Below are 15618 nucleotides of genomic sequence, written 5' to 3'. Positions count from 1 at the left end.
CGAGGCCGCCCCGGCCTGCAAGAAATCTATTTCTCGTTCGCATTGGCTTTACGCGAACCGGTTCCTACTTCACTCGCCAATGCTCACAGCGGCATGTTGTCGTGCTTGCGCCAGGGCTGCTCGACCTTTTTGGTGCGCAGCATGGCGAGTGCCCGGGCGATGCGCGGCCGCGTCGAATGCGGCATGATCACCTCATCGATATAGCCGCGCTCGGCGGCAACGAAGGGCGAGAGGAACCGCTCTTCATATTCGCGGGTGCGCTTCTCGATTTCTTCCGGTGTCTGGCCGCGGAAGATGATCTCCACCGCGCCCTTGGCGCCCATGACGGCGATCTGCGCCGTCGGCCAGGCATAATTGACGTCGCCGCCAATATGCTTGGAGGCCATGACGTCATAAGCGCCGCCAAAGGCCTTGCGGGTGATGCAGGTAACGAGCGGCACCGTGCATTGGCTGTAGGCGAAGAGCAGCTTCGCGCCGTGCTTGATCAGCCCGCCATATTCCTGTGCCGTGCCCGGCAGGAAGCCCGGCACATCGACGAAGGTGACGATGGGAATTTCGAAAGCATCGCAGAAGCGGACGAAGCGCGCGGCCTTGCGGCTGGCATCGCTGTCGAGCACGCCGGCCAGCACCATCGGCTGGTTGGCGACAACGCCCACGGTGCGCCCCTCGATCCGGCCGAAACCGGTAATGATGTTGCCGGCATGCTTCTCCGAGATCTCGAAGAAATCGCCCTCGTCGACAACCTTGAGGATGAGCTCCTTCATATCATAGGGCTGGTTGGCATTGTCCGGAACCAGCGTGTCGAGGCTCATGTCGCGGCGAAGCGGATCATCCGCGCTCGGCCATTCCGGCGCGCCTTCCTGGTTGTTGGCAGGCAGGAAATCGATCAACCGGCGGATCTGCAGCAGGGCCTCGACATCGTTGTCGAAGGCACCGTCGGAGATCGAGGATTTCGTGGTGTGGACCGAGGCACCGCCCAGTTCCTCGTGGGTGACGATCTCGTTCGTCACGGTCTTCACGACATCCGGTCCGGTCACATACATGTAGGAGGTATCGCGGACCATGAAGATGAAGTCCGTCATGGCGGGGGAATAGACATCGCCGCCGGCACAGGGGCCCATGATCACCGAGATCTGCGGAATGACACCCGAAGCCGTGACGTTGCGCTTGAAGATGTCGGCATAGCCGGCGAGGCTCGCCACGCCTTCCTGGATGCGGGCGCCGCCGGAATCGTAAAGGCCGATGATCGGGGCGCGCATACGCAGGGCGAGTTCCTGGATCTTGCCGACCTTCTGGGCATGGGTCTCGGAGAGCGAGCCGCCGAGAACCGTGAAATCCTTCGCAAAGACGAAGACCTTGCGGCCATTGACCGTGCCCCAGCCGGTCACCACGCCATCTCCGGGCGGGCGGGGCTGCTTGTCCATGCCGAAATCGACGCAGCGATGTTCGACGAACATGTCGAATTCCTCGAAGGAGCCATGGTCGAGCAGCAATTCAAGCCGTTCGCGCGCCGTCAGCTTGCCCTTGGCATGCTGTGCCTCGATGCGCTTGAGGCCACCGCCGAGGCGGGCCTCCTGGCGGCGGGACTCGAGCCTGTCGAGGATTTCCTTCATGAACCTTCTCTCCCACGGCACAATCCGATGCCGGCAACCGATAGCAGGGTGCCGGCATCGGTCAATTCGGTCTTTTGACCAAGGTCAGCGCGGTTCGAGCGCAAAAACGACGAATTGCGTCACCTGGCCGTTGCGGTTGAAGTTGTTGTCAGAGGCAAAGACAAGAGTCTGTCGCCCATCCAACATTGGGCCGAGGGCAAGCGCCTCGATATTGTCGAGATCGAGCCCGAAATCACCCTCGCGCAGTGTCATCAACAATTCCTTGGCCAAAGGGATGACAGGCTCGCCCTCTTTCAGGCTGGCGCGGCCGAGCACATTGGTGCCGCCTTCTGGCCGGACACGGAAGAGGTGGATCATGTTCCCGGCGCCAAGGGCAAAAGTCCGCTCGACGACAATCAGCTGGCCATCCGGCATCATCAGGATCTCGGAGACGCCGTTATCCTCGACCGGAGGATTGCGCGTCGAAGCCAGACGGACGGGCTCGGTGCGGTAGGCGTATTCCGCGAGAGGCTGGCCGCTGGCGAAATCGAGCACCAGCAACCGGGAGAGCGAGCCTTCCTGCCGGTTGGCGACCGGGCCATCCTGCGCGAGGGCGTTCTCGGTGAGCGCGTAGAGACGGCGGCCATCGGGCGAAAAGGCGAGGCCTTCATGGGCGAGATTGCCAACCACACCACGGGTCTTGCCCGGATCGGGCATGTAGTAATCCGGCAGAGCGAACCGGCGAAGGGCACGTCCGTTCCTGTCCGCCTCGAAAAGGGCCGGCCGGCCCTGCTGGTCGCCCTCGGAGGCCCAGACCAGATTGCCGTTCGGCGCAATGCGGATGGCTTCCGGATCTGTCGCAAGGCGAGGGAACGGCTTGCCCGCCTCATCCGTCAATTCGATTGTCCGGAGAATTTCGAGCTTCGCGATCCCCCGGGCATCAATGCCGATATCCATCTCGTAGAGCCGGACGGGCCCACGCTCGGCGCGATCATCCGATAGCGCGAGATAGCGGCCGGTAGCCGGATCGCGCTCGAGGCCGGATATGCCGCCGAACTCGATTCCGCCGATATGGAGCCCGGTCGATATCCGGAACTCGCCGATCCGGCGCAGCGGTCCGGGGTTCTGAGCCAGCGCGAGGCCGGCGGTCAGCAGGCCGAGAGCCAGAACGGCCAGTTTGATTCCACGACGCATCGCGCCCTCCCCCGAAGGATTGAGAACCGGAGCGGGAACCGCGTCAGCGCGGAGCCTTGCCGGGCGTCCCGTTGAGGAACGTGACGATGGCCGAGAAATCGAGGCCGCCATGTCCCTGGGCCGCGAACAATTCGTAAAGCTGCGCCGCCGCCGCGCCAAGGGGCGTGACAGCTCCGCTGCCCTGCGCCGCCTGCTGGCTGAGCTTGAGATCCTTCAGCATCAGGTCGGCTGCAAAGCCGGGCGCATAGTCGCGGTTGGCCGGGGAAGTGGGCACAGGCCCCGGCACCGGACAATAGGTGTTGAGCGACCAGCATTGCCCGGACGAGGTGGAGGCCACATCGAACAGCGCCTGATCGGACAGGCCGAGCTTGCGCGCCAGCACAAAGGCCTCGCCGACACCGATCATCGAGATGCCGAGCAGCATGTTGTTGCAGATCTTGGCTGCCTGCCCGTTCCCGGCTCCGCCGCAATGGACGATCTTCTTGCCCATCGCCTCGAGGACCGGCTTCGCCCTGGCGAAAGCATCCGCACTTCCGCCGACCATGAAGGTCAACGTCCCGGCGGCTGCCCCGCCGACGCCCCCGGAGACCGGCGCATCGACTGCCAGCATACCGGCTGACGAGGCAGCCTCGCTCGCGGCACGGGCCGAGGCAATGTCGATCGTGGAGCAATCGATAAAGAGCGTGCCCCGCGCAGCCTTTGAGAGCAGGTTCATACGGCCGGAATAGGCATCGAGCACATGCTTGCCTGCCGGCAGCATGGTGACGACGATATCGGCCTTGCGCACCGCGACGTCCGCGTCGCCGGCGACGGTCAGCCCGACGGCGCGGCTGGCTTCGCAGGCCTCGGGGGAGAGGTCGAAACCGATCACCTCATGGCCGGCCTTCACCAGGTTGAGCGCCATCGGACGCCCCATATTGCCCAGACCCAGAAACCCGATCGTTGCCATGCATTCCTCCGCTCTTATGCCTGCTGGGCGATGAGGCTGCGCGCCACAATCAACCGCATGATTTCGTTTGTTCCCTCGAGGATCTGGTGAACCCGCAGATCCCGCACGATCTTCTCGATGCCGTATTCCGAGAGATAGCCATAGCCGCCGAGGATCTGCAGCGCACCATTGGCGACGTCGAAGCCCGTATCGGTGACGAAGCGCTTGGCCATGGCGATGCGGCTCGTCCGGTCGGCATCGTCGCGGTCGTAGGAAGCCGCAGCGGCATAGAGGAACAGCCGGGCGGCCTCGAGTTCGATGGCGAGATCCGCCAGCCGGAACTGGAGCGCCTGGAATTCGTTGAGCTTGCGCCCGAACGCCTTGCGCTCGCCCGCATAGGCCAGCGCCTTTTCGAGCGCCGCCTGGGCACCGCCGACCGAACAGGCGGCAATGTTGAGCCGCCCGCCATCGAGGCCGGACATGGCAATACGAAATCCGTCGCCTTCCTCGCCCAGCCGGTTGGCAGCCGGGATACGGCAGGATTCAAAAATGACCGCCCGGGTCGGCTGGGCGTTCCAGCCCATCTTGCGCTCGTTGGCGCCGAAACTCAGGCCGGGCGTGCCGCCTTCGACGACGAAGGTCGAGATGCCCTTTGGCCCGTCGGCCCCGGTCCGCGCCATGACCACGTAAAAGTCGGCCTCATTGCCGGCGCCGGAAATGAACTGCTTCTGGCCGTCGAGGACATAGTGATCCCCCTCGCGGCGGGCGCGTGTCGAGAGGGCGGCGGCATCCGAACCGGCGCCGGGCTCCGTCAGGCAGTAGCTCGCGCAGCGCTCCATGCTGACCAAAGCCGGCAGCCAGGCCTTGCGTTGGGCATCGTTGCCGTAGGTGTCGATCATCCAGGCGCACATATTGTGGATCGAGATATACGCGGCGACGGTGGGGCAGCCAGTCGACAGCGCCTCGAAGATGACGGCGGCGTCGAGCCGGGTCAGCCCGGATCCGCCGACATCGTCGCGGACATAGATTCCGCCCATGCCGAGCGCGGCAGCCTCGCGCATCACGTCAATCGGGAAATGCTTCTTCTCGTCCCATTCGAGGGCATGCGGCGCCAGTTTTTCCGCTGCAAAGGCCCGGGCCATATCCTGGATGGTGCGGGCATCGTCACTCAACTGGAACATGCAAGCCTCCCGATGGCGGTTGGCAAGGCTTACAAACTGCGAAGATCGAACGAAAGAGGGAAATTCGGCGAGCCGGCTCTGCAAAATTCGATATTTCGTCGCAGAAGCCGGGCCGTTCCGATCAAGCCGTCAGGGACTTCAACGCGAATCCCTCGTCGAGCCAGCCGGTCACGCCGCCGATCATCACCTTGACGCGGCAACCGAGTTCACCGAGCCGCAAGGCGGCCTTGTCAGTGCCGTTGCAATGCGGGCCGGCACAATAGACCACGAAAAGCGTGCTTTCCGGCCATTCCACCATTTTCCGGGCCGTCATCTTGCCACGTGGCAGGTTGATCGCACCCTCGATATGGCCGTTCGCGTACAGGGCAGGTCCGCGCACATCGAGCAGGACGAAGCCGGGTTCGGCCGACTGGAGGGCGTCATGCACGTCCCAGCAATCGGTTTCGAAGCGCAGCCTTTCGGCATAGCGGGCGCGGATCTCTTCGGGGCTGGCCACGGGAATTTCGGTCACGGCGCTCATCGCATTCTCCATCGGGTTCAGTTGCCCCGTGTATGCCGCGGAGGCTCCGTCCGGACGACTGGCCGGAGAGCCAAGCTGCGTCAGGATTCAGCCAAATTCCATCACGCCGCACGGGACGGTTGCCGGTCGCGAAAAAAACGGTCCCGGTATTGTCCGGGGCTGACCCCGAGGCGAAGGCGGAAATGATGACGCAGGGCCGCAACCGTGCGGAACCCTGTCGCCTCGGCAATGTCATCCAGCGAGCGGTCTTCGGGCGCCTCCAGCAATTCGCGCGCCCGGGCCAAGCGGAGTTGCAGCAGCCAGCTTCCCGGCGGCAGGCCGGTGGTTTCCTCGAACCGGCGTTGGAAGGTGCGAATGCTCATCCCGGCTCGGCTCGCGAGATCAGGCACTTTCTGATCCTCGTCGAGATGGGCCTGCATCCATTCCATCAACGCCGAGAGGCGCGCGCCTTCGCGCGGCTTCGGCACCGGGCGTTCGATGAACTGTGCCTGCCCGCCTTCCCGATGTGGCGCGACGACCAGTCTCCGCGCGACGCGATTGGCGACCTCCGCGCCGAAATCACGCCGGACGAGATGCAGGCAGAGATCGATGCCAGCCGCACTGCCGGCGGCCGTGAGGATGCGGTCCTCCTCGACATAGAGGACATCAGGCTCGAGGCGGGCCGCAGGAAAATGGTCGGCCATGGCGTCGAAATAACGCCAATGCGTCGTGGCGCGACGGCCATCCAGCAGGCCCGCCGCACCGAGGACGAAAGCGCCGGAGCAGAGCGAGGCGATTGCCGCGCCTCTCGCATGGGCCTGACGCAGGGCCTCGAGGAGCGGGCCGGGAACCGGCGCGGCAATGCCGCGCCATCCGGGGATGATGATGAGATCAGCTTCGGCGAGAATCTCGAGACCCGCAGCCGCCTCGACGACAAGGCCACTGGCGGAACGCAGCGGCCCCGGCTCGACGGCGCAGGGGCAGTAACGGTACCAGCCCGGCCCCATTTCCGGCCGCGGCAGACCGAAAACCTCGTATGCGATCGCGAATTCGAACGCGCACAGGCCGTCATAGGCCAGAACGGCAACCAGCGGCGATCGAGGCGTAACGGTCATGCGGATTCTCCTGACTGCTGGCGCTTTATGCCTCTTTGTCAGGATCCTGCCAAGCTTCGTTGCGCCAACCTTGCCGTGTCCGGGCCACTGTGACAGGCTGGCCTTCGAATCCGGAGATTTGTCAGCCCCATGTTTGAACAGAATGCGATCCTGGCGCATATCCGCCGCTGGGTGGAGATCGAGAGCCCGACGGAACGCCCCGATCAGGTCAACCGCCTCGTGGACATGGTTATGTCGGATCATACCGGCCTCCCAGTCACGCTCGAGCGCGTGCCCGGCACCGATGGCTGCGGCGACCACCTTATCGTCCGGTCGAACTGGGGGCAGGACAAGCCGGGCATTCTCGTGCTGAGCCATCTCGATACGGTGCATCCGATGGGCTTCCTCGCCGGGCGCCTGCCGTGGCGGGAGGAAGGGCCGATCGCCTTTGGTCCTGGCATCTACGACATGAAGTCCGGCGCCTGCATTGCCCATCACGCGCTGCGCGCCGCGGCGGCGGCCGGTGGCGGCCCTCTGGGGGTGACGCATCTCTATGTGTCGGACGAGGAAATCGGCAGCCCGACCTCCCGCTCGCTGATCGAGGCTTTGGGCCGGCAGGCGAAATATGTCCTTGTCACCGAACCCGCCCGCGATGGCGGCAAGATCGTCACGGCACGCAAGGGCGTCGGACGGTTCGATGTCCATATCCGCGGCCTGGCCTCACATGCCGGCGCGAAGCCGCATGAGGGCCGCAGCGCGATCCGTGAGCTGGGCCATGTGATCCTGGCACTGGAAGGCCTGTGCGACGAGGCGCGCGGCGTCACCGTCACCGTTGGCGTGGTCCAGGGTGGCACCAAGGCAAATGTCATTCCCGAAGAGGCTGTTGCTGCGGTCGATCTCCGTGTTCCCACCGCCGAACTGGCGGAGGAGCTGTGCGGAAAGATCCTCGGCCTGAAGCCGAAAACCGAGGGCGTGACGATTACCGTGACCGGCGGCATGAACCGCCCGCCCTTCGAACAGACGCCGGCAGCAAAAGCCCTGTTCGAGCATGCCGCACAGCAGGCGGCGGAGATCGGCTTCGAGCTGATCGGCATTCATACCGGCGGCGGTTCGGATGGCAATTTCACCGCACCGATGGCGGCAACACTCGATGGCCTCGGCGTCGATGGCAAGGGTGCGCATACGGATTACGAACAGATCGACTGCCGGACGATCGTGCCGCGTGCGGAATTGCTGCGCCGGCTTATGATGACGTTGGCCTGAGCGCAGCAGTGCCGGTTGACCCTGCCTACAGGCCGGAGCAGATCCATGCGGAACTTGGCGCCGCGTTCGCGGATCCGGTTAAGGCCGCGGATTTTCCGGCTACGATCCTGCGCTACCGGAATGATCGCTGGGCGCGGCGGGTCGGGCTGGCCGGGCTTGATGATGCGGAATGGATCGGCCATTTCGGCCGCTTCGATCCCCTGCCAGGCAGTTTCACCGCGCCGCTTGCCTTGCGCTATCACGGCCATCAGTTCCGAAGCTACAATCCCGATCTCGGGGACGGGCGCGGCTTCCTGTTCGCGCAGCTTCGCGATGATGCCGGCCGCCTGCTCGACCTTGGCACCAAGGGCAGCGGAACGACACCCTATTCGCGCCGTGGCGACGGACGGTTGACACTCAAGGGGGGCATCCGCGAAGTGCTGGCCACCGCCATGCTGGAAGCGCTCGGCGTGGAAACCTCGAAGAGCTTCTCGCTGATCGAGACCGGCGAGGCCCTCCACCGCAACGACGAGCCCTCCCCCACCCGGTCAGGCGTGCTCGTCCGGCTCTCGCACGGGCATATCCGGATCGGGACCTTCCAGCGCCTGCTGGCGGAAGAGGATACGGAAAGCCTCGCGCGGCTCGTCAGCCATTGCACGCGCCATTACCTGCCCGAGGCGCGGCGCGAGACCATGGCAGAGGAAGCCCTAGTCCTGTTCGACAGCGTCGCCGGCCGGACCGCACGGATGACCGCACAATGGTTCGCCGCCGGCTTCGTGCACGGGGTGCTCAATACCGACAACATCAACATTACCGGCGAGAGCTTCGATTACGGGCCCTACCGGTTCCTGCCCTTCTACGATCCGGGTTTCACGGCAGCCTATTTCGACCAGACCGGGCTCTATGCCTTCGGCCGGCAGGCCGACACGATTGCCTGGAATCTTGCTCGGCTGGCGGAATGCCTGATCCCGCTTACGCCGCAACCGGGGCTGGAGGCCGTGCTCGACACGTTCGGCGAACGCTTCTGGGACGAGCTTCGCGAGGCGCTGTTTCGCCGGCTTGGAATCGTGGTGGGCGACAGGGAGTCCGACACGGTACTGATCCGCACCCTGTTCACCGCCCTGCGCCAGACGCGGGCGCCCTTCGAGGCCGTGATGTTCGACCTCTATGGTGGGGCATCTCGGCTGGAGAAGGCGCTCGGCGGTCCCCGCGCGGCGCTCTATGCCGGGGCGGAGTTCGCCCCTGTCATCGCGCTCTGGCGCGACCGCGCTGCAGCGCCGGATGCCCGCTTGGAATCGGCCTATTTCGGTGCGGACGAGCCGGAGAGCCTGCTCTATGACGAGATCGAAGCCCTATGGGAACCGATCGCCGAGCGCGACAGCTGGATCGGCTTTGCGGCCAAGCTGACCGGGATCGAGCGCGTCCGCCTGGCCTATGGGTTTGCGCCCGACCCCTGACGATCAGGCGAGGCCTCGCAGGTGGATCAGTTCCCGCGCGGAGCGGAGATCTTCCGCGTAAAGAACGAGCGGCTGGCCGAGGCCGGCCCGCTGGAACATCTGCCGCACCTGCGCATTCGCCCCTGTGATCACAAAGACCGCACCGGCCTTGTGCAGCCGGTGGGCGAAGCGTTCGAGGCTCTTCGCGGCACTGGAGTCGGCGAGGGGTACATCCCGGAAATCGAAAATGAAGGCGCGCGGCGGGATGGGCAAGCGTTCGAGCAGAACCGACACATTGCCGGCCGCAGCAAAGAAGAAAGCGCCGGTCAACCGGTAGACCAGCACGTCGCCCTCCGGGAATTCCGGTTCGACAGGGTCTGCGCCGTCCTGCTCCGACGGTGGCGCGAGCCCCGCGACCTCAACTGATGTCGCCATGCGATGCATGAAAACGAAAGCGCCGAGCACGACGCCGACTCCGATGGCGATCGTCAGGTCAACAAGGATCGTCAGGACGAAAGTCGTCAGCAGGATCACCGCATCGGCCCGCGATGTCCGGAGCAGGGCAGCGAATTCGTGCTTCTCGGCCATGTTCCAGGCGACCACGGCCAGCACGGCGCCGAGGGCGGCGAGAGGGATATAGGCGGCGAGCGGCGCCGCGACGACCATGAAGGCCAGCAGGTAGACGGCATGGAGCATGCCGGAAACCGGGCCGCGGGCACCGGCGCGGACATTGGTTGCCGTCCGGGCGATCGTGCCGGTCACCGGCACGCCACCGAACAGGACGGAGGCGATGTTGGCTGCGCCCTGCGCGATCAGCTCCATGTCGGAGCGATGGCGCCCTCCGCTCATTCCGTCAGCGACAACGGCACTCAGCAGGGATTCTATCGAACCGAGCAGCGCGATGGCCAGGGCGGCGGGAAGCAGTTCGGCAAGGCGGGCCAGGGAAACCGGTGGCAGGGAGGGGCTGGGCAGGCTGCTGGGCACGCCGCCGAAGCGGCTGCCGATCGTGCCGATATCCAGCCCGAGAAGCCAGGCGACGAGGGCTGCCACCGCCACGGTAATCAGCAGGCCCGGCCAGCTGGGCCGCCAGCGCCGGAAGGCGAGGATCATCAGCACGGACAGCCCGGCGACCAGCATGGTCGGACCGCTGGCCGTGGGCAGGCTCGACCAGATGGCGGCGAGCTTGGGCAGGAGTGCCGCCGGCTCCTTCTCGATGGCCAGACCCAGCAATTCCTTGATCTGGCTGGCGAAGATGATCACGGCAATGCCCGCGGTGAACCCGACAGTGACCGGGAACGGGATGTAGCGGATGTAGCCGCCGAGGCGCAGGAACCCAACCGCGATCATCATCAGGCCGGCCATGATCGTGGCCAGGACAAGGCCGTCATAGCCATGGGCCTGGACGATGCCGGCGATCAGCACAATGAAGGCGCCGGCGGGGCCCCCGATCTGGTAGCGGCTGCCGCCAAGCGCGGAGATCAGGAAGCCGCCGACAATGGCAGTGTAGAGCCCGCGATCGGGGGAAAGGCCGCAGGCAATGGCAATGGCCATGGAGAGCGGCAGCGCGACGATGGCGACAGTGAGACCGGCAATTGCGTCGGCCCGGAAATCACGGGCGCTGTAGCCCTCACGCAGGACGGTCAGCAGCTTCGGCGTCAATGAGGGCAGAGCGGGGGCCTCGCGCCCCTCGATGGGGCTCATGAGGCAAGCCCGGCCTTGACCCGGAGCTGATGGGCGAGGCGGTTATGCTGCTCGACCTGTTTGGGAAGGTCGATCGTCTGCATCTCGCCCTTGCGGACGATAAGCCGGCCATTGATCATGCTGTAGCTCACCTTCGGTGGTGTGCAGAAGACCAGAGCTGCAACCGGATCGGCCTGTGCGCCGGCAAAGTCGAGACCGGTCACGTCGAAAGCGACGAGATCCGCCGCCATGCCGGGTGCCAGCGCGCCGATATCGTTGCGGCCGAGCACCCGCGCGCCGCCCAGCGTCGCAAGTGCGAGCGCCTCCCGTGCCGACATGGCGGCCGGGCCGAAACCGACCCGCTGGAGCAGCATGGCCTGTCTCGCCTCCGCCAGAAGATGGCCGGCATCGGCCGAGGCGGAGCCATCAACACCAAGGCCAACCGGCACGCCGGCCGCGCGCATCTTTCCCAGCGGAGCGATGCCGGAAGCGAGACGCATGTTCGAACACGGGCAATGGGCGACGCCGGTCCCCGTCCGACCGAAGAGACGGATGGCCTTGTCGTCGAGCTTGACGCAATGGGCATGCCAGACATCCGGGCCGACCCAGTCAAGGCTCTCGACATAATCCGCCGGATCCTTGCCGAAGACCTCGAGGGAATAGGCAATGTCGTTGTCGTTCTCGGCCAGATGCGTATGCAGCGACACGCCATAGTGCCTCGCCAGCTTCGCGCTTTCGCGCATCAGGTCCTCGCTGACGGTGAAGGGCGAGCAGGGCGCGATCACGATGCGCAGCATCGCAAAGCGCGAGGCATCGTGGTACTCCTCCACGAGGCGCTGCATCTCGCGCAGGATGGCGGGTTCCTCCTCGACAACATGATCAGGCGGCAGGCCACCCTTGGATTCGCCGACGCTCATGGCGCCACGGGCGGCGTGGAACCGGATGCCGACCCGGCGTGCCGCCGCGATCGCATCATCGAGCCGCGAGCCATTGGGATAGATGTAGAGGTGATCCGACGAGGTGGTGCAGCCCGAGAGAACCAGCTCTGTCATCGCCGTCACAGCCGAGACATGGATCATCTCCGGCGTCAGATGGGCCCAGATCGGGTAATGCGCCTTCAGCCAGCCGAAGAGCTCGGCATCCTGCCCGCCGGGCGTGGCCCGCGTCAGTGACTGGACCATATGGTGATGCGTATTGACGAGGCCCGGCAGCACGACATGCCCGGTCAGATCGATGACTGTTCCTGCTTCCGGCAGGGGCTCATCCGCCGCCCCGACCTGAATGATCTCCGGCCCATCAACAAGGACAAAGCCTCCCGGCAATTCCCGTCTTTGCGCATCCATCGTGGCGATGACCTGCGCATTCCTGAAGAGGATCCGACTCATGGTTCAACGCCCCCCGGCGACTCTTGCTACCAGAATGTCTGGTTCGCCGGCCAAGGTCCAGCATACTGATCGAGGATGATTCGCGAGGGATGATGCCAGTGACAGGGATAATCCGTGCCGTCGGCGCCATCAGCGGCACCTCGATGGACGCGATCGACGTGGCCGTGCTGGAAAGCGACGGACTTTCCCGCGTCCACACGCTCGGCGGCGGCGCCATGCCCTATCCACAGGATCTCAGGGCGAAGCTGCAGGCGGTGATCGCCGATCCCGCCCGCGCCGAAACCGGCAATCTCGATGCCCTCGAAGCCGAGGTAACCGAAGCCTTTGCCGGCGCGATCCGGGCGGTTCTGGCGCAGAAGGGGTTAGATCTCGGCACTGTCGATCTTGTCGGCCTGCATGGGCAGACGGTGTTCCATCGGCCGGAGAGACGTTTTACCCGCCAACTCGGCGATGGCGCGAGACTGGCGCATGCGCTCGAGCGGCCGGTGGTCAACCGCTTCCGGCACGCCGATGTCGCCGCCGGCGGCCAGGGCGCGCCCCTGGTGCCGCTCTATCATGCCGCGCTCGCAGCAGGCCTGGAACACCCGCTCGTGGTCCTCAATCTCGGCGGCGTGGCAAACATTACCTATCTCGACGGTGAAACGGTTCTCGCCTGCGATACCGGCCCGGCCTCGGCCCTGATCGACGATGCGATGATGCATCATTTCGGCGAGCCGTATGACCGGGACGGCGCGGTGGCACGCGGGGGGCGCGTTGAGGCGGCGCTGCTTGCCGACTGGCTGCAGCATCCTTTCTTCGTGCAGCCGCTGCCGAAATCGCTCGACCGCAACGATTTCCATCGCCTGACCAGGGCAGCCCGCGACCTTGCGCCAGCGGACGAGATCGCGACGCTGACCGCCTTCACCATCGCCGCAACGGCGGCCGTGGTCCGGCATCTGCCGAGACCGGCGCTCCGATGGCTGGTCACCGGCGGCGGCCGGCATAATCCCGTTTTCATGCGCGGCTTTGCCGAGCAGCTCGGCGTTCCCGTGGAACCGGTGGAGGCCGCAGGCTGGGATGGCGACCTGCTGGAGGCGGAATGTTTCGCCTATCTCGCGATCCGCTCGCGGCTCGGGCTTCCGTTGAGTCTGCCGGGAACAACGGGCGTGCCGGAACCGATGCCGGGCGGCGCGTTCTGGCCAGCCTGACTACCCGGCCCGGCGGACGCGCGGGCCGATCACATCGCGGATATGCCGGTCGATCATGTCACGGACGCGGCGATAAGCCTCGAGGCGCTGATCGCGCGTGCCTGTCTCTTGCGTGGCATCCTCGATCGGCCAATAGAGCAGTTCAACGGAGGTCGCGCGCAGAAGTTCCCGGGCGCGGGCATGGGCTTCCGGGGACAAGGCGACCACCAGATCGAAGCCTTCGCAATCGATCTCGTCGAGCGTGTGAGGTTCGTCACCCTCGAAATCGATGCCGAGCTCGCGCAGGGCGGAAAGGGCGAAACCGTCCCGATCGGCTTTCGAAAGGCCGGCGGAATCGACATACAGCGTGCGGCCGTAGCGCATGCGCGCCAACCCCTCGGCCATAGGCGAGCGGACGGCATTCATGGAGCAGACGAAGAGGACCGCCTGAATCGGTTGGGCTGTGGGTTCGCTCACCGGTCCTGCCCCTTCCAGGACAGGGCCGCGATCAGGGTAAAGAGCCGTCGAGCCGTCTTGTGGTCGATCTCGATCTTGCCTTCGAGCCGCTCGATAACGAGGCCTGCCCCTTCGTCATGGACACCCCGACGGCCCATATCGATCGCCTCGATCCGCTCCGGTGAGGCGGAGCGGATGGCCTCGTAATAACTCTCGCAGATCAGGAAATAATCCTTGATCACCTTGCGGAAGGGCGAGAGCGACAGCAGATGCGCCACGACCGGGCTGGCATCCTCACGCCGGATGTCAAAGGAAAGCCGGTTGGCCACCAGGCCAAGGGACAAGGTGTAGGGGCCGCCGGCATCGCCGGGGATGCCGAACACATTTTCCTCGACCAGGTCATAGATGGCGATGGCGCGCTCATGTTCCTGATCGGGCGTTCCGCGCTCGATCGAGGCCTCGTCGAGCGTGACCGCAACCAGGCGCCGCATGTCGGACCCTTCAGCGCCCATCACTCACCGCCGGTTCAGCCGGATCGCCACGGACCGGGCATGGGCATCAAGGCCCTCGGCCTCGCCCAAGGTGATGGCGGTCGGGCCCAGAACCGCCAGCTGGTCAGGACCGCAGCGGAGGATCGAGGAGCGCTTCATGAAGTCGAGCACGCCGAGCCCCGAGGCGAAGCGCGCGGAGCGGGCCGTCGGCAGGACATGGTTCGAGCCACCGACATAGTCGCCGATGGCTTCGGGCGTGTAGGCGCCGAGGAAGATTGCGCCGGCCTCGCGGATGCGAAGGGCAACGCCCTCCGGATCCCGCGTGTGGATCTCGAGATGCTCGGCGGCGAGGCGATTGGCGACGCGGGTTGCGTCGACCATGTCCTCGACAAGGATGATCGCCCCGTTGTCGCGCCAACTCGCCGCCGCGATATCCTTGCGGGAGAGCGTCGCAAGCTGGCCATTCACCGCGACGATCACCTCCTCGGCAAGATCGGGCTCGTTGGTGATCAGGATCGACTGCGCGGCGGTGTCGTGCTCCGCTTGGGCGAGCAAATCGGCGGCGATCCATTCGGCATTGGCGGAACGATCGGCGATGATCACTACTTCGGACGGGCCGGCGATCATGTCGATGCCGACCTGGCCGAAGACCTGGCGCTTCGCGGCGGCCACATAAGCATTGCCGGGCCCGACAATCTTCGAGACCGGGCGGATCGTCTCGGTTCCGTAGGCCAAGGCGGCAACCGCCTGTGCCCCGCCGATCCGGTAGATCTCGTCCACGCCGGCAAGCTGGGCGGCGGCAAGAACCAGAGGCGAGAGGTTTCCACGCGGCGTTGGCACAACCATCACCACCCGGTCCACACCGGCCACCTTGGCAGGGATGGCATTCATCAGCACCGACGAGGGATAGGAGGCCGAGCCGCCGGGCACATACAGGCCCACGGCCGCAATCGGCGTCCAGCGCCAGCCGAGTTTCACACCGAGATGATCCTCGAAAACGTCGTCGCGCGGGACCTGTCGCTCGTGGAAGGCGCGAATGCGCCGGGCCGCAATCTTCAACGCGTCGAGATGCGCGTTCTTGCACTGGTTGACCGCTTCTTCGACCTCCGCCTCGGTGAAGCGGACGCCGGTGCCGCGCAGGTCGATCCCGTCGAACCGGAGCGTGAAATCGCGGACAGCGTTGTCGCCACGCAATTTCACATCCGCCAGAATACCCGCGACGACCTTGTCCACATCGGCAGCAACCTCCCGCTTGGAGCCGGCCATGGCCACGA

Annotated in this window: 14 protein-coding genes; 3 read left to right on the top strand and 11 right to left on the bottom strand. The window is 65.4% G+C overall.

The window, feature by feature from the left end; genetic code table 11:
* Nucleotides 1–83 precede the first annotated feature (83 nt).
* The 6 genes from P0652_RS07865 to ftrA all read right to left on the bottom strand — a co-directional run bounded on the left by P0652_RS07865 (nt 84) and on the right by ftrA (nt 6509).
* Nucleotides 84–1613 (bottom strand): acyl-CoA carboxylase subunit beta, encoded by a 1530-nt coding sequence (locus P0652_RS07865; protein WP_284178235.1) that lies wholly within the window; start codon nt 1611–1613, stop codon nt 84–86.
* 84 nt (nt 1614–1697) lie between these two features.
* Nucleotides 1698–2786: an esterase-like activity of phytase family protein gene (locus P0652_RS07860; RefSeq protein ID WP_284178234.1), complete on the bottom strand. Its 1089-nt coding sequence runs from the start codon at nt 2784–2786 to the stop codon at nt 1698–1700.
* A 43-nt stretch (nt 2787–2829) separates the two neighbouring features.
* Nucleotides 2830–3735: a 3-hydroxyisobutyrate dehydrogenase gene (gene mmsB, locus P0652_RS07855; RefSeq protein ID WP_284178233.1), complete on the bottom strand. Its 906-nt coding sequence runs from the start codon at nt 3733–3735 to the stop codon at nt 2830–2832.
* A gap of 14 nt (nt 3736–3749) precedes the next feature.
* A complete protein-coding gene (locus tag P0652_RS07850; protein ID WP_284178232.1) occupies nt 3750–4895 on the bottom strand; it encodes an isobutyryl-CoA dehydrogenase in 1146 nt (381 codons plus the stop codon).
* A 121-nt stretch (nt 4896–5016) separates the two neighbouring features.
* Nucleotides 5017–5415 carry a rhodanese-like domain-containing protein gene (locus P0652_RS07845; RefSeq protein WP_284178231.1) on the bottom strand — a complete coding sequence of 133 codons (399 nt, stop codon included), beginning with the start codon at nt 5413–5415 and terminating at the stop codon, nt 5017–5019.
* Between the two features lie 101 nt (nt 5416–5516).
* Entirely contained in the window at nt 5517–6509 is a 993-nt protein-coding gene (gene ftrA / locus P0652_RS07840) for a transcriptional regulator FtrA (RefSeq protein ID WP_284178230.1), read from the bottom strand.
* Between the two features lie 129 nt (nt 6510–6638).
* Between ftrA and P0652_RS07835 the strand changes: the two genes are divergently transcribed.
* Nucleotides 6639–7751: a M20 family metallopeptidase gene (locus P0652_RS07835; protein ID WP_284178229.1), complete on the top strand. Its 1113-nt coding sequence runs from the start codon at nt 6639–6641 to the stop codon at nt 7749–7751.
* An 8-nt stretch (nt 7752–7759) separates the two neighbouring features.
* On the top strand, nt 7760–9187 hold the full coding sequence (locus tag P0652_RS07830) for a protein adenylyltransferase SelO (RefSeq protein ID WP_284178228.1): 1428 nt from the start codon (nt 7760–7762) through the stop codon (nt 9185–9187).
* Nucleotides 9188–9190: 3 nt separating this feature from the next.
* On the opposite strand, the gene P0652_RS07825 is transcribed toward P0652_RS07830, so the two are convergent.
* Together P0652_RS07825 and P0652_RS07820 are read right to left on the bottom strand one after the other, a co-directional pair.
* Nucleotides 9191–10867, bottom strand: a complete 1677-nt coding sequence (locus P0652_RS07825) for a SulP family inorganic anion transporter (RefSeq protein WP_284178227.1) — start codon at nt 10865–10867, stop codon at nt 9191–9193.
* Complete coding sequence (locus P0652_RS07820) at nt 10864–12231, bottom strand: 8-oxoguanine deaminase (RefSeq protein WP_284178226.1); 1368 nt, start codon at nt 12229–12231, stop codon at nt 10864–10866. The genes P0652_RS07825 and P0652_RS07820 overlap by 4 nt, the downstream gene beginning before the upstream one ends.
* Before the next feature lie 107 nt (nt 12232–12338).
* Here P0652_RS07820 and P0652_RS07815 point away from each other — a divergent pair, with 107 nt between their 5' ends.
* A complete protein-coding gene (locus tag P0652_RS07815; RefSeq protein WP_284178568.1) occupies nt 12339–13418 on the top strand; it encodes an anhydro-N-acetylmuramic acid kinase in 1080 nt (359 codons plus the stop codon).
* Here the strand turns inward: P0652_RS07815 and P0652_RS07810 are convergent, their stop codons facing one another.
* The 3 genes from P0652_RS07810 to hisD are packed head-to-tail and all read right to left on the bottom strand — an operon-like array spanning nt 13419 to nt 15610.
* Nucleotides 13419–13874 carry an arsenate-mycothiol transferase ArsC gene (locus tag P0652_RS07810; RefSeq protein ID WP_284178225.1) on the bottom strand — a complete coding sequence of 152 codons (456 nt, stop codon included), beginning with the start codon at nt 13872–13874 and terminating at the stop codon, nt 13419–13421.
* On the bottom strand, nt 13871–14365 hold the full coding sequence (locus P0652_RS07805; RefSeq protein WP_502947487.1) for a UPF0262 family protein: 495 nt from the start codon (nt 14363–14365) through the stop codon (nt 13871–13873). Before P0652_RS07805 ends, P0652_RS07810 begins: the two co-directional genes overlap by 4 nt.
* 3 nt (nt 14366–14368) lie before the next feature.
* Nucleotides 14369–15610, bottom strand: a complete 1242-nt coding sequence (hisD, locus tag P0652_RS07800; RefSeq protein WP_284178567.1) for a histidinol dehydrogenase — start codon at nt 15608–15610, stop codon at nt 14369–14371.
* Between the last annotated feature and the right edge of the window lie 8 nt (nt 15611–15618).

The sequence above is a fragment of the Rhabdaerophilum sp. SD176 genome (assembly GCF_030143245.1).
In the GTDB taxonomy this organism is placed as follows: Bacteria; Pseudomonadota; Alphaproteobacteria; order Rhizobiales; family Beijerinckiaceae; genus Rhabdaerophilum.
This window is presented reverse-complemented; position numbering and strand designations above follow the sequence as displayed.